The sequence below is a fragment of the Chryseobacterium sp. CH21 genome (assembly GCF_004119445.1).
GTDB lineage: Bacteria > Bacteroidota > Bacteroidia > Flavobacteriales > Weeksellaceae > Chryseobacterium.
This window is the reverse complement of record NZ_QICI01000090.1, coordinates 16,081-34,369: the sequence shown is the minus strand read 5'-3', so window position 1 is coordinate 34,369 and position 18,289 is coordinate 16,081. Positions and strand designations below refer to the sequence as shown.

At 36.7% G+C, this 18,289-nt stretch carries 14 protein-coding genes and 1 pseudogene; 7 read left to right on the top strand and 8 right to left on the bottom strand.

Annotation, left to right across the window (positions count from 1 at the left end; genetic code table 11):
* Positions 1-57: 57 nt before the first annotated feature.
* Complete coding sequence (locus BOQ62_RS18895; RefSeq protein WP_129041961.1) at positions 58-477, bottom strand: SH3 domain-containing protein; 420 nt, start codon at positions 475-477, stop codon at positions 58-60.
* 6 nt (positions 478-483) lie between these two features.
* Entirely contained in the window at positions 484-972 is a 489-nt protein-coding gene (locus tag BOQ62_RS18890; protein ID WP_105700987.1) for a BON domain-containing protein, read from the bottom strand.
* 230 nt (positions 973-1,202) lie between these two features.
* On the opposite strand from BOQ62_RS18890, the gene BOQ62_RS18885 reads away from it, so the two are divergent.
* Complete coding sequence (locus BOQ62_RS18885; RefSeq protein WP_105700986.1) at positions 1,203-2,453, top strand: dicarboxylate/amino acid:cation symporter; 1,251 nt, start codon at positions 1,203-1,205, stop codon at positions 2,451-2,453.
* Between the two features lie 6 nt (positions 2,454-2,459).
* Positions 2,460-3,182, top strand: coding sequence for a phytanoyl-CoA dioxygenase family protein (locus tag BOQ62_RS18880; protein WP_129041958.1), 723 nt, complete (start codon positions 2,460-2,462; stop codon positions 3,180-3,182).
* Between the two features lie 180 nt (positions 3,183-3,362).
* Here BOQ62_RS18880 and BOQ62_RS18875 read toward each other — a convergent pair whose 3' ends face one another.
* Complete coding sequence (locus tag BOQ62_RS18875; RefSeq protein WP_228414343.1) at positions 3,363-5,480, bottom strand: GH92 family glycosyl hydrolase; 2,118 nt, start codon at positions 5,478-5,480, stop codon at positions 3,363-3,365.
* A complete protein-coding gene (locus BOQ62_RS23615; protein ID WP_228414339.1) occupies positions 5,435-6,163 on the bottom strand; it encodes a hypothetical protein in 729 nt (242 codons plus the stop codon). The genes BOQ62_RS18875 and BOQ62_RS23615 overlap by 46 nt, the downstream gene beginning before the upstream one ends.
* A 94-nt stretch (positions 6,164-6,257) precedes the next feature.
* Here BOQ62_RS23615 and BOQ62_RS18870 point away from each other — a divergent pair, with 94 nt between their 5' ends.
* The gene (locus BOQ62_RS18870; RefSeq protein ID WP_129041956.1) at positions 6,258-8,600 is read left to right on the top strand and encodes an outer membrane beta-barrel family protein; all 2,343 of its coding nucleotides are present in this window, start codon (positions 6,258-6,260) and stop codon (positions 8,598-8,600) included.
* Positions 8,601-8,699: 99 nt separating this feature from the next.
* On the opposite strand, the gene BOQ62_RS18865 is transcribed toward BOQ62_RS18870, so the two are convergent.
* Positions 8,700-9,155: a hypothetical protein gene (locus tag BOQ62_RS18865; protein ID WP_129041954.1), complete on the bottom strand. Its 456-nt coding sequence runs from the start codon at positions 9,153-9,155 to the stop codon at positions 8,700-8,702.
* Between the two features lie 228 nt (positions 9,156-9,383).
* On the opposite strand from BOQ62_RS18865, the gene BOQ62_RS18860 reads away from it, so the two are divergent.
* The 4 genes and pseudogenes from BOQ62_RS18860 to BOQ62_RS18845 all read left to right on the top strand — a co-directional run bounded on the left by BOQ62_RS18860 (position 9,384) and on the right by BOQ62_RS18845 (position 13,642).
* On the top strand, positions 9,384-11,333 hold the full coding sequence (locus BOQ62_RS18860) for a metallophosphoesterase family protein (protein ID WP_164976792.1): 1,950 nt from the start codon (positions 9,384-9,386) through the stop codon (positions 11,331-11,333).
* Positions 11,334-11,373: 40 nt separating this feature from the next.
* Positions 11,374-12,120, top strand: coding sequence for a hypothetical protein (locus BOQ62_RS18855; RefSeq protein ID WP_129041951.1), 747 nt, complete (start codon positions 11,374-11,376; stop codon positions 12,118-12,120).
* Positions 12,121-12,239: 119 nt separating this feature from the next.
* A pseudogene (locus BOQ62_RS18850) lies at positions 12,240-13,345 on the top strand (Mrp/NBP35 family ATP-binding protein).
* Between the two features lie 48 nt (positions 13,346-13,393).
* Positions 13,394-13,642: a NifU family protein gene (locus BOQ62_RS18845; RefSeq protein WP_002977212.1), complete on the top strand. Its 249-nt coding sequence runs from the start codon at positions 13,394-13,396 to the stop codon at positions 13,640-13,642.
* Between the two features lie 153 nt (positions 13,643-13,795).
* Here BOQ62_RS18845 and BOQ62_RS18840 read toward each other — a convergent pair whose 3' ends face one another.
* From BOQ62_RS18840 to BOQ62_RS18830, 3 genes are all read right to left on the bottom strand, one after another.
* Positions 13,796-14,188, bottom strand: coding sequence for a DUF3060 domain-containing protein (locus BOQ62_RS18840; RefSeq protein WP_129041949.1), 393 nt, complete (start codon positions 14,186-14,188; stop codon positions 13,796-13,798).
* Positions 14,189-14,280: 92 nt separating this feature from the next.
* Positions 14,281-15,108, bottom strand: a complete 828-nt coding sequence (locus BOQ62_RS18835) for an SIR2 family NAD-dependent protein deacylase (RefSeq protein WP_129041947.1) — start codon at positions 15,106-15,108, stop codon at positions 14,281-14,283.
* Positions 15,109-15,200: 92 nt separating this feature from the next.
* Entirely contained in the window at positions 15,201-18,239 is a 3,039-nt protein-coding gene (locus BOQ62_RS18830) for a choice-of-anchor I family protein (protein ID WP_129041945.1), read from the bottom strand.
* Positions 18,240-18,289 lie beyond the last annotated feature (50 nt).

The following is an 18,289-nucleotide window of genomic DNA, read 5'->3' as shown; positions in this document are numbered from 1 at the left end:
CAAAGTTGGGATGTTTCTATGCTTTTTTTGTGAAAATTTATTATTATTTAATAAAAATTATGCTCTTAAATATCTTGAGTAAGCATATCCTTCCTGACCGTCATCAGTTTTCACTTTCCACCAGTCATCAGAAGTCTGTTCAATTAAAGTTACAGAAGAACCTTTTGCAGCTTTACCTACAACAGCAGCTTCAGTAGAAGGCTCTTGTCTGATATTCAGGTTAGAATCTTCAGTGGCAACCGTTAAAGAAGCTCCTGAAGTAAGACCTGCAACCTGTACATCAATATTGATATCTGAAGCAGAATAAGTTGAGTCAATAGCTCCTAAAGCATTCCATACAGCATCTTTAGCAGCAGTATTGGAAGCATTTCCGGAAACATAAAGAATACCGTCCTGCTCCTGAACCTGAAGATTTGCGATTCCTGCAGACTGAGCTGCTGAAACTACACTTGAATATTTATCTTGTAATTCGCCCATTTTAAATTATTTTACAATTAGGTTGTTGTTATACTTTCCGATTTTCAAAGCATCTACAGATTCTTTGATTTTTCTAGCTTGTAAACCAGAAACATTTCCTGTAAGAGTAAGCTGTCCGTTTACAACTTCTACTTTTACAGAAGGGAAATCCTTCACAGCATCCTGAACTTTTTTCTGAACAGCAGGATCTACAGCAGAAGCAGTTTCAACAGGTGCTGCAGTTGGAGCAGCAGCTATTGTAGACATATCCATTACGTCTTTTACTCCGCTGATCGCTTTTAATTTTGCAATCATCGCATCTTTCGACTGCTGATCTGCAAAAGTTCCGCTTAAGTGAGCTACACCTTCTTTTACTTCCACAGAAGCATTGGGATTAGAAGTTACTACCGTTGTAGCCTGAGTCTGAAGATCGGCATCAGAAACTTTCTTTTTACAAGAAATAGCACCGAAAGATACAGCTACAGCTAATGCAGCCATTGCAATAGTTTTTTTCATATTGTATATTTATTTTAATGTTGTTATACACTCAAATGTAATAATAAAATTTGTACCAAAAGAATAAAAATTCAATAAATGTTTTTAATTTTTTTTACAATATTTTCTAAATCAACGTTTTAATTTTCAGTTATTAAAAACTTAATATCCATAATGTGAAATTTATCAACATTTTTAAAATATACTGCCAATTCTAAAACTATTATATTTGCGCAAATTGAAACTTATATATGAAAGGACAGAATAAACTTTTTATAGCAATTATCATTGCCCTGGTTGTGGGTGTAGGGATTGGAGGTGTTGTGCATGTGAGTTATCCGGAAAGTGCAGAACCTTTTTCCAAAAACATAAAACTGTTAGGGACAGTCTTTATCAGATTGGTACAGATGATTATTGCGCCTTTGGTTTTTACAACTTTGGTAGTGGGGATTGCCAAAATGAGTGATATTAAGATGATTGGAAGGGTAGGGACAAAAGCAATGCTTTGGTTTATTTCTGCCTCTCTTGTTTCTCTTTTTATCGGGTTAATCCTTGTGAACTGGCTTGAGCCGGGACATGTTACCAAATTACCGATTCAGGATGTTTCCTCTGCTGATGAGCTTCTTAAGAACAGTAAAAGCTTTTCTATGGAAGACTTCGTAAAGCATATGATTCCTAAAAGTTTATTTGAAGCCTTTGCGACCAATGAAGTATTGCAGATTGTTGTATTCGCAGTAATGTTTGGAGTTGCACTTGCTAATTTGGGCGAAGAATATGCTAAACCAGTAGTCAAGTTATTTGATATCATTGCTCATGCCATTCTTAAAATGGTAGGATATATCATGTGGTTTGCACCGCTTGGAGTACTGGGTGCTATTGCAGCAGTAGTGGCAACCAATGGGTTTGAAATCTTTAAAGTATATGCTATTTATTTAAGAGACTTCTTCTTTGCTATAGGTGTTCTTTGGCTGGTTCTTTTATTAGTAGGGTATTTTATTTTAGGAAACCGTCTTTTTGACTTATTAAAAAGAATTAAAGAACCCTTACTGATTGCTTTCTCTACAACGAGTTCAGAAGCCGTATTCCCGAAATTGGTAGAAGAGCTGGAAAAATTCGGTTGTAACAGTAGAGTAGTATCTTTTATTTTACCTTTAGGATACTCGTTCAATCTGGATGGAAGTATGATGTATATGACATTTGCTTCAATCTTTATTGCACAGATCTATGGTATTGAAATGACGATCGGACAGCAGATCACCATGCTTTTGGTATTAATGCTTACTTCAAAAGGAATTGCAGGAGTTCCGAGAGCTTCTTTGGTAATTATCGTTGCAACCTGTTCAATGTTTGGAATTCCACCGGAAGGAATTGCTTTAATTTTACCAATTGACCATTTCTGTGATATGGGTAGAAGTATGACAAACGTACTTGGGAATACACTGGCAACTACAGCCGTTTCAAAATGGGAAGGGCAATTGACTGAACCCATAGACAAAATTTAAATAATAATGAGTTTACATAACTTAGAAAATCATAAAAGCCATATTGAAGAATATGGCTTTGCTGTTATCAATAAGGTTTTTTCGCATGAAGAACTTGAAAATATCAACGTTGCTCTGAAAAATATAGATACTTCAAAAGAGAACTTTCGAAAGTCTGAAGACCTTTTTGCCATTAGACAATTTTTAAAAGAAGTTCCGGAAATCAAAGACTTGGTGTTTAATGGCAACATTAGAAAAGTGATAAAGGAGATCTTCGGAGAGAAATATTTTGTGGTCAAAAGTATTTATTTTGATAAACCCGAAACTTCCAACTGGTATGTAGCTTATCATCAGGATCTTACTATTTCTGTAGATAAAAAGCTTGAGCTTGCTAATTTTGGTCCCTGGACCACCAAACAAAATCAGTTTGCAGTACAGCCTCCATTGAATATTTTGGAGAACATCTATACCATCAGAATCCATCTGGATGATACCGATGAAAATAACGGAGCACTAAAAGTAGTCCCAAAGTCTCATGCAAAAGGCATTTACAGACCAGAAACCATCGACTGGACCGTGGAAACTGAAGAAATCTGTAACGTAGAAAAAGGTGGAATTATGATCATGAAACCTTTAATACTTCATGGCTCTAACCGAACCACCAACGGAAAGAAAAGAAGAGTCATTCACATTGAATTTTCTGATATAGAACTTCCGGAAGTCCTGCAGTGGTCCGAAAGAATGAACTGATAAAAAACGCCCTTCGAATTTTCGAAGGGCGTTTTTTATGGTTGGAAGATGGATGCTGGAAGAAAGCTGCTACTGAAAGACTAAAGATTAATACCAGTCTATTTTATTAACTTTTCTTCAAGCCAACTTCAAGAACTAATCCGGCAAAAAAGAACCTCCCTCTTCTTTCTCCCATCTTCCTTACTTCACTGCAATCTCATCAATAAAGATATAAGCGTCACCGCCTGCTCCCTGGTGCCATTCCGGAAGTTTTCCAAAGTAGTAAGCTTTTACTTTAATATATCGGGCTTCGGTAGGAAGAATTTCGGTAGAAAAATCTTTAATCTGTACTTTTTCATCTTTGGGATCAATATCATTGTCTACGGTCTTCAGAAGGATAAAATCTTTTCCGTTCATGGAAGCGTAGTATTCTACTTTTTTAGGCATCAGAATCCATGCTCTGCTGTCCTGAAGGTATGTGGAAGACAAATATTTAATGTTCTGAGGTGATTTAAAATCAATTATCGCTTCAAAATTTTGCCCCTGATATCCATGCCATTCGCCTTTTCTCCAGTTCACATCCCCTCTGATTCCGTCAATAAGAGCAAGCTTTCCGGTAGCGCTGTACTGAGGAGTCACTTTTGACAGAATATTAATATCCCAATAATTAGGTCTTCTGTTGAAATTGGAAATGGTTACAGAACTTTTCTCACCGTTTCTTTCAGCGTAAGCCATTACCTGAGTTGTTTTGGTGATGGAGAACGGAGCTTTATAAGTAGAGAAAGTCTTTCTTTTATTGCTGTCACTGTCATCCATCGTCATATAATATACTTTATCATTAGGATTCAATGGAGTGATCTCAACTTTGGTAGAAAAATCAAAAATTCTGTCCGCAGAAATGACAGGTGAAGCCGTTTGTTCCGCATATTTAAAATCTTTTACAGGCTTCACATTCTCAAGCCCTAGTTTTTTAAGCTCTGCTTTGCCGGTATTTTTGGTAATGGTTTTTGTGGTGCCATCTTCAAGGTGAATTTTAATTTCATCAAAATAAGGCGTTGTTGTTTCCCATTCCGGTAATCCCGGAGTCACAGAATAAATTCCCATGGAGCTTAGAACATACCACGCACTCATCTGACCGCAGTCTTCGTTTCCTATCAGTCCGTCTGGGGTGTTTTTATAAAAATTGTCCAGAATATATTTTATTTTGGCATCTGTTTTTTCTGGTTTATCGACAAAATTGTACAGATAAGCAATATGGTGACTTGGCTCATTTCCCTGGGCATATTGTCCCATCAAACCTGTAATATCCACTTGTTCTCTTCCTGTTGTTTTATCAGGAGCGGTGAAAATAACATCAATGAACTGTTCAAATTTTTCTTTTCCGCCATGCGCTGCAATAAGCCCCGGAATATCCTGCTGTACAGAATATGAATAATGCCACGAGTTTCCTTCCGTATAATTATTATTGACTTCTCTCGGATCAAAAGGCTCATACCAGTTTCCGTTTTTTCTTGGCTGCATAAAACCTGTTTTTGGATTGTAAAGGTTTTTCCAGTTCTGAGAACGTTTCATGAAATACTGATAATCTTCTTTCTTGCCTAAAATTTTTGCCATTTGAGCAATGCACCAGTCATCATAAGCATATTCTACAGTTTTGGAAACACTTTCATGCTCGTCATCTATGCTGATGTAATTATTCTGTTTGTAAGCATTCAAACCAAAAATATCTTGCATGGCAGAACCTTTTGCAGCCTGAAATGCCTTTTCGTAATCAAATCCCTGAATTCCCTTAGCCATAGCATCTGCAATGACTGAAACCGAGTGATAGCCAATCATACATTCTGTTTCGTTGGAAGCCAGTTCCCATACCGGAAGTTTTCCTCCCTGTTCGTATTGTTTGATGAAAGTATTGATAAAATCAGCAGTTCTTTTTCTGTCAATTAAAGTCATCAGAGGATGTGCTCCTCTGAAAGTATCCCAAAGTGAGAATACGGTGTAATAATCAAAACCATTGGCATTATACAGTTTATTGTCTCTGCCTCTGTATTTCCCGTCTACGTCCATATTGATGTTCGGTTGGGTGAAAACATGGTAAAGAGCGGTATAAAAAACGGCTAATTTATTTTTATCATCAGATTTTACTTCAATTTTTGAAAGCTCTTTGTCCCACTCGGTTTGTGCCTGTTTTCTTACAGCTTCAAAGTCCTTCGATTGCCCTTCTGCCAGCATATTTTTTCCTGCACCTTCATAACCTGTAGGAGAAATAGAAACTTTTACATTGATCTTTGCTCCTTTTTTAACTTGAGCTGAAAATGCCAGGGCAAGTTTCGTTCCAGTGAAAAGATGGGTTTCCTGTTTTCCGTTAGTCTCTTTTTTGAAATTTTCATCGGTTTTGAAAACTCAATTCTTGCATAAATATATTGGTTGGTAGCCCACGCTTCACTTCTTCTGAAAACTTCAATAGTTTTATCATCAATGACCTTTACTTCACCCTCCAGAAGTTTATCCCTGTGGTTGAGATCTAAGATGATATTGGCATTCCCTGCATTATTGAACGTGTATTCATGATAGCCGACTCTTTTGGTGGTTGTAAGACGAACATCAATATTGTTCTTATCTAACTTGACAGCATAATATCCGGCTGTTGCTTTTTCATTTTTATGCGAAAATTTTGACGAATACTCTTTGCTGTTCAGACTTGGAGTTCCCATGGTGGGCATCAGCATGATATCCCCATAATCCGAAACTCCTGTACCGTTCAGGTGGGTATGAGAAAAGCCATAGATCACGGAATCTGAATAATGATATCCGCTGCATCCGTCCCAGCTTCCGTCAATTCTTGTATCAGGAGAAAGCTGTACCATTCCGAAAGGAACAATAGCTCCGGGGAAAGTATGGCCATGGCCTCCGGTTCCTATAAACGGATTAACATATTGGGAGTAATTCTGTGCAGAAATGATCTGGGTAATAAATATAGAAAATGCAATGAGCCTTTTTTTCATATTTTGATTTTATAAAAGCGAAGATATTGAAAAACAGTAAGACAGATGTAATAAAAGACGATTGCAGTTTGTCTTATTAAAAACGATATAATTCATGAAGAAGATATTACTTGCTGTAATCATGCTATCGCCGGCAGTTGCATTTGCCCAAAGCATAACAGGGAAGATCACTCAAACTGGAAATGCTGCTCCTTACGTTGAGGTGATTGCTGTAAAAGATCAGAAAAAACAGACCACTATTTCAGACGAAAAAGGAAATTATTCTCTGAAACTTTCAGAAAACGGAAACTATACCATTAAGCTTATACAGGATGGTATAGAAATATCCAGTAAAGATATTATCATCAACGGAGAGGTGAAACAGGATTTTTCTGTTGAAAAAAGAAAAGAAAAACAGATAGAAGGCGTTACCCTTACTGCCAGAAAAAAACTGATTGAGAGAAAAGCAGACAGGTTGGTTTTCAATGTTTCCAATTCTGTGGCTTCTCAGGGAATGGATGGAGCAGATGCGCTTGCAACAACTCCTTTGGTAAAAGTAGATGATAACACCGGAGTTTCTATTGTAGGGAAAAGTGGAGTAGCAGTAATGATCAATGACAGGATTTTGAATTTATCTGATGCTGAACTTGTTACTTACCTGAAAAGCCTTAGGTCCGAAAATATAGAAAAAATAGAAGTTATTACCTCACCTCCTGCCAAATACGAAGCGCAGGGAAACAGTGGTCTGATCAATATTGTTTTAAAGAAAAATCAGAATCTTGGGTGGAGCGGAAGCTTAACTTCCAGTCTTCAGCAGCAGACATATACCGGAAATTCCAACAGTGTAACATTGAATTATCAGAATGAAAAGCTGCGTACTTCACTAAAACTAAGACAGAATAAAAATGAAAAATATTCTTACGAAAACTATTGGATAGAAGGAGCTGACGGCCTTAAAAGTAATGATAACAGAAGGGATTTTGGAGACGGGCTGGGTGCCAATCTAAGTCTGGATTATCAGTTGGGTAAGAAATCTAATGTTGGGTTTATTTATGATGTCGGATTCGGGCATTCCAATATGGATATTACGAATACTTCAAACTATTTCCAGAATGGTAATTACACCAATACACTCCTTACCGGTGCAGAACACAGAGCTACAAACAGACAACACACTGCCAGTGCATATTATGACTTGAAATTCGGGAAGCAGGATAATAAACTGAGCATTACAGGTAATTATTTTTCCAATACTCCAGACACTACGATTGATTTTACCACTACGGAAAGTTCCGGTGATCAATTTGTTGTAAAATCACCTTCTATGGTAGATTATAAAATTTATTCCGGACAGGCGGATCTTACATTACCTTATTCATTTGCAAAGACAGAAACGGGAGTGAAGTTCACTAATTTTGATAATAATTCCAGTATATTTTATCAGAACTTAACGAACGGAGAATATATTACAGATCCTCTGAAAAGCAATGAATTTGAATATAACGAAAAAAACTATGCGGCTTATATTAGTTTTGAAAAATCATTCAACGAAAAATGGTCGGCAAAAGCAGGTTTACGCTACGAATATTCTGTGGTGAACGGAAATTCTCTGACTTCCGGACAGCAGACCGAGAATTCTTACGGGAAGTTTTTTCCTACAGCTTACGTTACTTATAAAAGCAATGAAAATCATACTTTCAACCTGAATTATTCCAAAAGAATCAACAGACCGGGATTCCGTGCCATCAATCCATACCGCTGGTACACTAATATCAATTCTTATTTTACCGGGAATCCTTTCCTGAAGCCGTCTATCAATCATAATTTTGAGCTTTCTTATGTGTATAAAGGAAAATTGTCGGCATCAGCTTATTTTCAGAGAACAGTGGATGCATTTGGTCAGCTGGCAACTCTGAAAGGTGAAAACAGGGTGAGCACTTTTGAAAATTATTACAATCAGAATAGTATGGGAGTTTCTCTTAATTATTCCGATACTTTTTTCAAAAAATGGGAAGCCAATTACTCGGCTAATTATTCTTATATGAACACGGATGTTTTTGCAACGGATGCCCTTTCCCGAAAAGGAAGTAGTTATGATTTTGATTTTCAGAATAATATATCACTCAACCAAAGCAAAACAATACAGTTGATTCTGAATTATTGGTTTCGTCTGCCTTCTAACTCGGGAAATTCCTATATGAAGTTTGCAGGAAATCTTACCTCAGGCCTGAAACTGAATCTTATGGAAAAGAGTCTTCAGCTGAATGTTTTTGTTTCGGATATTCTAAAACAAGGTAAAAGTCAGGGTGAAATATATTATACCACAGGAACGCATTCTTATAACAATTATTACGATGCCAGAAGACTTACGGTGTCTGCAACGTATACTTTTGGAAATAAAAAAGTAAAAGGCATGGACCGTAATGTAAAATTTGAGGAAAAAAACAGAGCAAACTGATAATTGGGCTTAAGTCATTTTTATGCTTCATGTCATTCTGAATGAAGCGAAGTGGAATGAAGAATCTCTTCTTTAGTCAGAATGACAATACAGAAGTCGTTACACTTCTCCCTCAAAGAAATCATTGAGATATTCCTCTTTGTCTTTTTCTTCCCGTCCGGAGCCCAGATATTTTTTCCAGGACTGGGATTCATGATATACAATGCCCATTTCCCAAACACAATAAGTAGGGAGATGGGTTTTGTTTCTATCCCATATTTCAAACTTGCCAGAACCATCATAATAGACACTTTCCCACAACTCATTGTCACTTCGCCAGGTGCAGACTAACAGAAGATAGTTTTCCCCGCATCGATGCATAATGACAAATCCGAGATCATCAATATCCTGAAAGTTTTCCTCTGCATTTTCAATACCTATCTGAGCTTTAAGAATATCCTGCGAAGAGATTTCTGCAGGATCTGAAGCTAAATCATACCATTTGAATTTCGTTTTCCCAACAGTGAAAAGTCCTTTGGGTAATGCATATTTGGAAGGGTAGGTATTGGTTGTCATATTTGTTGTTTGTGATGGTGGAAATGTTAATAAATCTAATTATTTTATTTTAAATATCTGGCCATAAATATTTTTATTCGTCAATAAAATACCACAAAAGTGTTATTTGAACCGAATTTCAAATTTCATACATTTGATGATAAACTAATAATTTCCTGTTCTGCATATTAAAGATATTTTTTAATATAAAAGACGGGAAAAGCGAAAACAAACTCAATAATTAAAACGATGGAAACCCTGTTTTTTTATTTTCTGCTGCTCATTGCGGCTGCGTTTCTGATATTTTACTTTAAAGACAGTTGGTACTCACCTAAAAAAGTGAAAATATTCAAAGATATTTTTGAGAAATATCCCTATTATTTTATTCCCCAGAAGCCTGTCAAATGGTTTGATTTTACAGGGTTAATGAATAGTTTCAGAATGGTTTCTCTCTCCGCAGATATCCTTTCCATTATTGATAAAAGAGAAATGCAGACCGCTTTGGGAAAAGATACAGGAAGGGAGCTGATAGAGAATAACTGTGATGAATCAGAAGAAGAATTCTGGTTTGATTTCATTGCAGATACGGGTGATGGTTTTGATGCCACTACCTCTGTTTTTTATCATTTAACAAGAGAAAGCTATACCTATTCTTTTAAAAATGAATTTGATAGGGATGTAGAGAACGAGGCTGAAATTAAACTGAAAAGAGGGTCTGTTCTGGTTGTGGGAGGAGATCTCGTATATCCTGTAGGTTCTGAAATCAATTACAGAGACCGTTTCAAAGGCCCTTTGAGATTGGTAGCTCCGGATACAAGAGAATTGGGACCTATCCTCATTGCCACACCGGGAAATCATGACTGGTATGACGGGTTAAGTGCTTTTTTCAGGCTCATGTGCCAGAGAAGTAAAATCAGTGATTACAGAACGGTGCAGAACAGAAGCTATTTTGCCTATTCATTAAGGAAAAATGTACACCTGATGGGTATTGACAATCAGCTGCTGGGTGATATTGATATTCCCCAAATGACTTTTTTTACAGAATATGTAGAAAAAATATCAAAAGGGAATGATGTGAACCATGTGATACTGCTCATTGCAGAACCTTACTGGTACAATTATGACATAAAAGACAGGCACAAAAGAAGACAGCGCATGGACAGTCTGGAATACATCATCAGAACGATGAAAGAAGCTGTCAGAAAACTGGAGGCCAGTAATATAAAATCAGAGATTATTTTTGATGTGGTGCTTACAGGAGATATTCATCATTATTCCCATTATAAACTGGATGAAAATGTGAAAGGTTATGATAAAGAAATCAAGCATTATATTACTTCAGGCGGGGGAGGTGCTTTCGGTCATATTACGCATTTTTTAAAAGATGAAATTAAGCTTCCCATCTTACAAAATACAACCACTACAGAACTGAAATATGAACTGGACGGCAAATACCCGTCTAAAGAAAAGTCAGGCAAGAAAACATTCTGGAATCTTATTTTTTTTATCATTAATTACGAATTCACGGTATTGCTGTTTTTTCTTTCATCAATTGTGGCCTGTATCTTTTGCTATTCAGATTCTCTTCTGAAATGGCTGGTATTATTTCTAATTCCTATCGTATTTTGTTTTATCATCACCAAAGTCACCAGTACAGAATGTTCAGATGAAGAACAATTGAAAAGCAAAATGATGCGGGGAGCTTTGTTTTTGCTATCATTTGGTATCCAATTGTGGGTGTTTGCGATATTACCTAAATATGATAAAGTTATTTTTTTACAGGATAGCCATTTGTCTTTTGTTGAGAGTTTAAAAAACTTTTTTAAAGTTCCGGCCGGAAACGATTACCTGATTGCACAGGTTATTATTTCTGCACTTTTACAATCCATGCTTTTCGGGTGGTATATTCTTGTTGGCTACTATCTTTTCAAATTTTATATCACTGAAATCTCATCAGGGAAAATAAATACAGGCAATAAAAACTTCCTGAAGTTTAAAATAACAGACAAAGAAATTGTCATCTATGTAGTAGCCATCAGGAAAACCTACCAGTGGATGCGTCTGTTAAAAAAGAAACAAGCATTCCATTTACAAAGAGAGTTGCTTACAGAAGATCCGAAGAAATTTATCAAAGATAATTTTAAACTGGATCCGGACAAGAATGTGAAAATTATTGATAAAATAACAATTCCATTATAATTTCAGTTTCAAAACAATGATAACCTCAAAAACCAAACTCATGGAAACTAATTTTAAAAAACCAGCTAACGATGATCATAACGGAGTTCTGATCTCCTATTATCAATTACGAATGTTTATCGGACTGCTTGGATTTCTCCTTTCATTTCTTCTTGTTATGACCACTTATTTCCTGAAAGATGAACACCCGTTCAAAGTAAGTATCAGTCATTATTACTACAGTTTCGGACACGTGATCTTTGTTGGAACCTTATGTATTCTGGGGGGATTATTCGCTACCTACAGAGGGAAAGACAAATATGAAAACATGCTTTCCAATTTTGCCGGAGTAATGGCCGTGCTGGTTGCTGTATTTCCTACAAGATTTCAAGGGTATGGAGGCAATATTTACATCAATATCGATCAAGCAAACTATCAGGATTGGTTCACTTGGGTACACTATATCAGTGCGGGATTGCTTTTCCTTTCTTTTTCCGTATTTTGTCTTTATTTCTTTCAGAAAAGTGATAAAAAACAGGATGGAGAAACTATTTCCGAAGAAGAAGCACTTAAGAAAAGCCGTAGAAACCTGTATTATAAAATCTGTGGCTGGGGAATACTGATCAGTCTTGCCTGTATTGGAATCATTGCTCTTCTAGGTGCTGATTCGGATTCTGATAATCAGTTTCTCATCTATTCTACCCTTATTTTTGAAACCACATCCCTGTTTTTCTTTTCTACTTCCTGGCTGTTAAAATCCAGTGAATTCTGGAACAAAAATATCCCGTTGGTAACCTATTTCAGATAATAATTTGCCGGTATATAAAGAGCTGAAGGTCTGTGTTTACAAAAGAATTTATCTATGATTGTGTTTACTTATTCTAAATAGGTGAAAAATGCGTAAATTTGTAAACAATTTATATTTATATGTTGACGAAAGAAAAGGTTCAGGATTTCCTTAAAGAAATAGAAGTAGACGACTTGGTGAGTAATTTTCAAATTATGGGTAATGATGTTTATATTGACATGACTGCTCATTCACCTGCAATGCACGAAAAGAAAAAACTGGAGGCTGCCATGAAACAGGCTTTTGCCAGTGAGTTTGGAGAAGACGTTCATTTAAAACTTAAGATCGTTTCTCCGGAGCCTAGTGAAATTCAGCAAAGTCAGATCAAAGGAAAACAGATTCCGGGAATTCAAAATATTATTGCTATTGCTTCCGGAAAAGGAGGAGTAGGAAAATCTACAGTGTCTGCAAATATGGCAGTAACATTGGCTAAAATGGGCTTCAAAGTAGGATTATTAGATGCTGATATCTATGGTCCTTCAGTTCCTACCATGTTTGATACAGAAGGTGAAAAACCAATTTCTGTAGAAGTAAACGGGAAGAGTCTGATGAAACCTGTTGAAAATTATGGAGTAAAAATGCTTTCAATCGGTTACTTCTCAGGAGCTAATCAGGCAGTTGTGTGGAGAGGTCCTATGGCTTCAAAAGCATTAAACCAGATGATCAGAGATGCCGCATGGGGAGAATTGGATTTCTTATTGATCGACCTTCCTCCGGGAACAGGTGATATTCACTTGTCTATCATTCAGGAAGTTCCGGTAACAGGAGCGGTGATTGTAAGTACCCCTCAGCATGTTGCATTGGCAGACGTAAGAAAAGGGATTGCGATGTTCCAGATGGAAAGTATCAATATTCCGGTTCTTGGATTAATCGAAAATATGGCGTATTTTACACCGGAAGAACTTCCTGACAATAAATATTATATCTTTGGAAACCAGGGAGCACAATATTTAGCTGAAGATCTTGGAATTCCTGTATTAGGAGAAATTCCTTTGATCCAAAGTATTAGAGAAGCAGGAGACGTGGGAAGACCAGCTGCGCTTCAGGAAGGGTCTAAAATTGCAGAGATCTACACAGAAACTGCCAGAAAATGGTAGAAAGCTTAGTGGAAAGAAATAAAAATCTTCCTCCTACTGAAGCTGTGAAGATTTCAACAATGGCAGGTTGCTCTCCAAAAGCAAAATAATAATAACTTTCAATAAAATTTGAAAAAAACCGAATCGAACTGAAAAATATGGAAACAAACATAACGCACGAAGATACAGTAACAAGAGTAATGGAAGCTCTGGAAAGCATCAGACCATTTTTGAATAAAGATGGAGGTGATATTGAGCTTATTGATGTGAAAGATAATCAGGTGTTTGTGAAACTTTTGGGTAACTGTTCCGGTTGTTCACTGAATTTTTCAACCTTAAAGCTAGGTGTTGAAAATACCATCAAACAACATGCTCCGGAAATCGAAAAGGTAATCAACGTAGAGTAAAATTATATCTGAGATATTTTTAAAAAGACAGGCTTTTTTAAGGCCTGTCTTTTTTGTTTTTAAGATAATAAAGAGAGTATTAAATCAAACCTCACAGGTTTTTAAAACCTGTGAGGTTTTTTTAATGGTATTCTTAAAATATGTAGAATATTATTACTGCTTTACAACTCTATTTCCAACTCCCGTAATGGAAACATCAGGTTTTCCGGATTTTGTTCCTGAAGTTCGGTAGTAGACTATATTGTCACCTCCTTCCATGGATATTTTGTCCACTTTATCAACGTATACTTTATTGCCTGTTCCTGAGACCTCAATCTTTTTTGCACTTCCTTTGACCGTTAATGTGTTATCACCTCCTTCTACCTCAACTGTCCCGTCATTGAGAGCATAGTTGAGTGTGTGCCCTACACCTTCTACATGTACCACCTTATTACCCTGTGTTTTTTCTACCCCTTTTGTAGATTCTGTTTTTCTGGATTGTGAGAAAGCGGTACCTGTTCCTAATAACAGGATCGTAAGAATTCCTACAGCTTTAATATTTTTCATTGTGAATTTGGTTTTGTTCAGGGTAAATATAGATATAAATTGCTTTTTTCAAGAATTTTAAAAGTTAAATCATCTTAAATAATAAGGTTGATTTAGGATACTGTTTTTGTAATGATTTCTTTAATCACCTTTAATACTTCAGTAGATTTTTCCCGGATGATTAGTGCATTCTTTTTATTTCTGATCAGATCTGTGAAATGATTATCCTCTGTATTGATGTCTACGATGAAGGCTCCATATTTGAGTGCTGTTTCTGCAATAGCAATCGGAAGACTTGTGGCTCCGGATGTTCCGACAATAAAGAGAACTCCACTGTTTTTAGCCATTTTAAGAGCACTGAATTTCTTATTGGTTTTTTCATCATAATATTCATCAAACCATAAGATATTCGGGCGCATCCAATGGCCACATTGAGAACAGGTCAAAAGTTCTCTATCATGAGCGGTAAGGTCTTCATCCAGATCCTTACCTTTTATTTCCACAGGTAGATCTATAATTTCTTTGCATCCGTTTGAGCATTTGATTTCCCGGTTGTTCCCATGGATTTCATAGATTCTTTGGTTTCCTGAACGACGGTGAAGATTGTCAATATTTTGGGTAAGCAGATGAAACCTGTCCTGAAGCTGAGTTTCAATATCTACCAGTTCAAAATGACTTTCGTTGGGAGAAGCATTTTCAAACATTTTTTTTCTGAAAAGAGAATATTGCAAAACTTCTTCCGGATGTTGTCTGAAATAACGTAACGTTCCAAATTCTTCAGGCTTGTGAAACTGAGTTCCTTTCACCCAAATTCCATCTATTCCACGATAGGTAGGAATACCACTGTCTGATGAAATTCCTGCACCGGTAAGAAAAGTAAAGAGATTTCGTTTTTCTTTATGCCATACTTGTTGAATAATATTTTTTAATTGATTTTCCATTGTGTTATTAAAAGTTTAAAACTAATGAATTTCTCCATAACAAAAAAGCCTCGGAATCTCCGAAGCCTTTTCAATCAACTAAATAATATATTTTACTTTACAATAACTCTTTTGATCTGCCCTTCCGAAGTTTTTATAAGATAAACTCCTGTAGAAAGATTGTCAGTGCTTATTGTTAAGGCACTCTTTTCTTTCCCGATTAATTTTCCGGACATATCATACAATTCGTAATCCTGTTTTTTGTTGAAATAAAGAATATTTCCTTTGTTGACAGGATTGGGGAATATATTGAAAGTTGCCTTTTCAGTTTTTATTTCACCCGTTCCAAGCGTTGCAGGCATTGCTACTTCATACATGGATAAAGTTCCGCTGATTTCATTGGCAATAATCACATAGCCTTTATTGGTAGTGGTATTTTCAGGAGCAATGTAAATAATTCCTTCAGGACCATTATCACCTCCATATGCAGAGGTAGAACGAGAGTGTTTGTAATCTGTGAACGTAGGATTATTAGGATCTGTGATATTATACACCATAACTCCTCCGGTTCTTTCTAGTGTGATGAAAGCATAAGTCTGCCCGTTGATTTTTCCTAAAGCTACTCCTTCCGGTTCAGGTCCTTTGGCACGGCTTCTGTTCTTGGCACCGTTGGATTCATTATCCGTATTAAAAATTAATGGATGATTGGCTGCGATATATCGTTCAAACTGATCTCCACTATCGTAGACAATTTGTTTGGTATCTGCATTGAAAATAGAGAAAGAGCGTGCTCCTAAAGCTGCCATTTCTTCAAACTCTGTATCTCCATCCGTATTTCCTGTAGCAGAGGAAACCCTGAATCTTCCCAGATTATAAGAAGCCTTTAAAATATTGGAATTCGGAAATAATACAGGATCTAAAATATAAGTGTTAGCTCCAACGGTAGTTCTTTCGCTGAATCCTGAAAGATCTTTTTCATCACCTTCATTAGCGGTTACAATATAATTGGTACTTCCTACCTTATAATTTTGTACCGCATCTGGAACGTAATAGGCTTTCACTGGCCAGTTGGCAATTAAAACCTCTCCATTATTATCTGAAGAATCAAACCCGTTCCCCGGAAGGTTCATGTCTTTTTTGCCCAATCCCCATACTCCTGTGATCGTTTTGGTGGCCATATTAATCTCGGCAATGGCATTGTTTTCCTGAAGCGTTACCCATGCTTTCTGACTGTCATCACTGATGGTTACATATTCAGGCTCCAAATCCTGTGAAAGCGTGTTGTTTGTTCTTACTTTTCTTAAACCTGTAGCTATTAATGCTGCTACCTGAGAATCAAAACTGTTGAAATTAAGAGTTGTTACATTACTTTGGGTAAGGTTTCCGATACCTCCGGAAATATCAATGATACTGATGGTTCCTTCAGGATCTATCGTATAAGCATCATTAGGTTCTCCTTCGTTGGCAGTAACTACTTTTGTCCCGTCAGGAGAGAACGTAATCATATCCGGTAAAGCGCCTACAGTTACCTGTTTCAGGAAATTTCCATTGACATCAAAAAATACAACTGAACCGTTTTGCTGAGGATCCGTATTTGGAGATGCGGCTGCAATGATTCCGTTTTTTACAGCAATACTTGTGATTCCTCCATAAGGAGCCATATTCACTGTTTTTACTACAGATGGTACTGCAGGATTACTGAAGTCGATAATATCAAAAACATCAGTAATAGAGCTGATGGTGAATAAACGTTGTGTGGATGGATCATGAACTACAATTTCCGTAGAACTGTTATTACTTCCTGAAGGATCAAAGCTTAGGAGATAATTCAGCTGAATCTGATTAGAAGGAACTGGGGCTGGTTTATCATTGTCTACAATATAAACAGTTGCAGAATTGTCTCCGGAAATGGTTGCTCCGACAGGGTTTTCAAGACTTATCACAAAATATTCAGCCTGTTGTTCTGCCAAGGTGCCATCAATAATCGGAATATTAACCGTATAACTTGTTGTAGACGGTGTAATATTGATTGTTTGATTGGCTAAAGTAAAATCATTACTGTCAGCTGTACTGAATGGTGCGGGCTTTACAACCAGATTGACCGTAGATGTTGATGGATTGGTGATATTGATTTTAAATGCAAGATTTCCTGCATTTTCATTGACTTTGATGAAATTCTTTTCTAAGGAAATGGTTGTTCCGACAGTTGTAAAAGTGCTGGAAGTAACGGCGGTAACCCCATTGTCACTAAAATCTTCAACCATATTAGGTTTAAGAGCTATGTAATAAGCCTGTCCCAGCGCAAGTCCGGAAGTTGGGATTACAGTAATAGTATTGTTGCTGAAAGTTGTTGTAAAGGGAACTTGTGTACCTGCAGCATTTCCAAGACGGAATTCGATGAGGTTTTGTGCATTAGAATCGTTGATCGCGGAATTATCAGTTAATCTTACATTTTCATTAAAAGACAACGTAGGATTTACAGTAGTTGCAATGCTATTGGTATTATGAGCCGGAAGATAGGTAACCGTTGGTGGAGTAGTATCCGTACTTCCTACAGGAGTAGCATCTACCGTAAAGTTATCAAAACGATTGTTTCCTCCTGTTCCGCCTCCTGTAGCAGAAAACTCTACTTTTAATTTAAAGTTTGGGTTGTTATTGGCTCCCTGTATAGCGGAGAAATCCAGAGTTACCAGCTGTGGATCTGCATCCTGAGGATTTACAGTCTGGAACTGTACAAAAGTAGTTCCGTCTGTGGAATAAGACCATGTTTGTGTTCCTGCTCCCTGACCGGATCTTCTGGTGGTGAACTTAGCAATGACACTATTATATCCTGTTGTAGGAAGATTAAATTGTAAAGCTCCTCCAATCGGATTATTAAATCTTAAATGGGTTCCGGATCCATCACCATTTCTTGCATTTAAATTTTGTATATTAAAATTCTGTCCGGTACCACCAATAAAATCGATTACACTTGTCCCTCCTGCTATAGCTGAAAGAGAACCGTTTATCAAAGTAGATGAAGGTGCGGTAACTGCAGCAGCGGAAGTGTTATCATTAAAATTCCAGTAATGTATCAGTGTCTGTCCGAAAAGACCGCTCTGGAAAAAGAATGCGGCTATCACAGACCCTTTTAATAGGTAGTTGTTGATCATTTTTTACTTCAATTAGATAAATGCAAAAATGAACTTTATGTTTCGTAACT

Bases quoted from the DNA above. Each gene is read 5' to 3' on its own strand.
- BOQ62_RS18895 (WP_129041961.1), bottom strand. From the start codon at position 477: ATGGGCGAATTACAAGATAAATATTCAAGTGTAGTTTCAGCAGCTCAG.
- BOQ62_RS18890 (WP_105700987.1), bottom strand. From the start codon at position 972: ATGAAAAAAACTATTGCAATGGCTGCATTAGCTGTAGCTGTATCTTTC.
- BOQ62_RS18885 (WP_105700986.1), top strand. From the start codon at position 1,203: ATGAAAGGACAGAATAAACTTTTTATAGCAATTATCATTGCCCTGGTT.
- BOQ62_RS18880 (WP_129041958.1), top strand. From the start codon at position 2,460: ATGAGTTTACATAACTTAGAAAATCATAAAAGCCATATTGAAGAATAT.
- BOQ62_RS23615 (WP_228414339.1), bottom strand. From the start codon at position 6,163: ATGAAAAAAAGGCTCATTGCATTTTCTATATTTATTACCCAGATCATT.
- BOQ62_RS18870 (WP_129041956.1), top strand. From the start codon at position 6,258: ATGAAGAAGATATTACTTGCTGTAATCATGCTATCGCCGGCAGTTGCA.
- BOQ62_RS18865 (WP_129041954.1), bottom strand. From the start codon at position 9,155: ATGACAACCAATACCTACCCTTCCAAATATGCATTACCCAAAGGACTT.
- BOQ62_RS18860 (WP_164976792.1), top strand. From the start codon at position 9,384: ATGGAAACCCTGTTTTTTTATTTTCTGCTGCTCATTGCGGCTGCGTTT.
- BOQ62_RS18855 (WP_129041951.1), top strand. From the start codon at position 11,374: ATGGAAACTAATTTTAAAAAACCAGCTAACGATGATCATAACGGAGTT.
- BOQ62_RS18845 (WP_002977212.1), top strand. From the start codon at position 13,394: ATGGAAACAAACATAACGCACGAAGATACAGTAACAAGAGTAATGGAA.
- BOQ62_RS18840 (WP_129041949.1), bottom strand. From the start codon at position 14,188: ATGAAAAATATTAAAGCTGTAGGAATTCTTACGATCCTGTTATTAGGA.
- BOQ62_RS18835 (WP_129041947.1), bottom strand. From the start codon at position 15,108: ATGGAAAATCAATTAAAAAATATTATTCAACAAGTATGGCATAAAGAA.
- BOQ62_RS18830 (WP_129041945.1), bottom strand. From the start codon at position 18,239: ATGATCAACAACTACCTATTAAAAGGGTCTGTGATAGCCGCATTCTTT.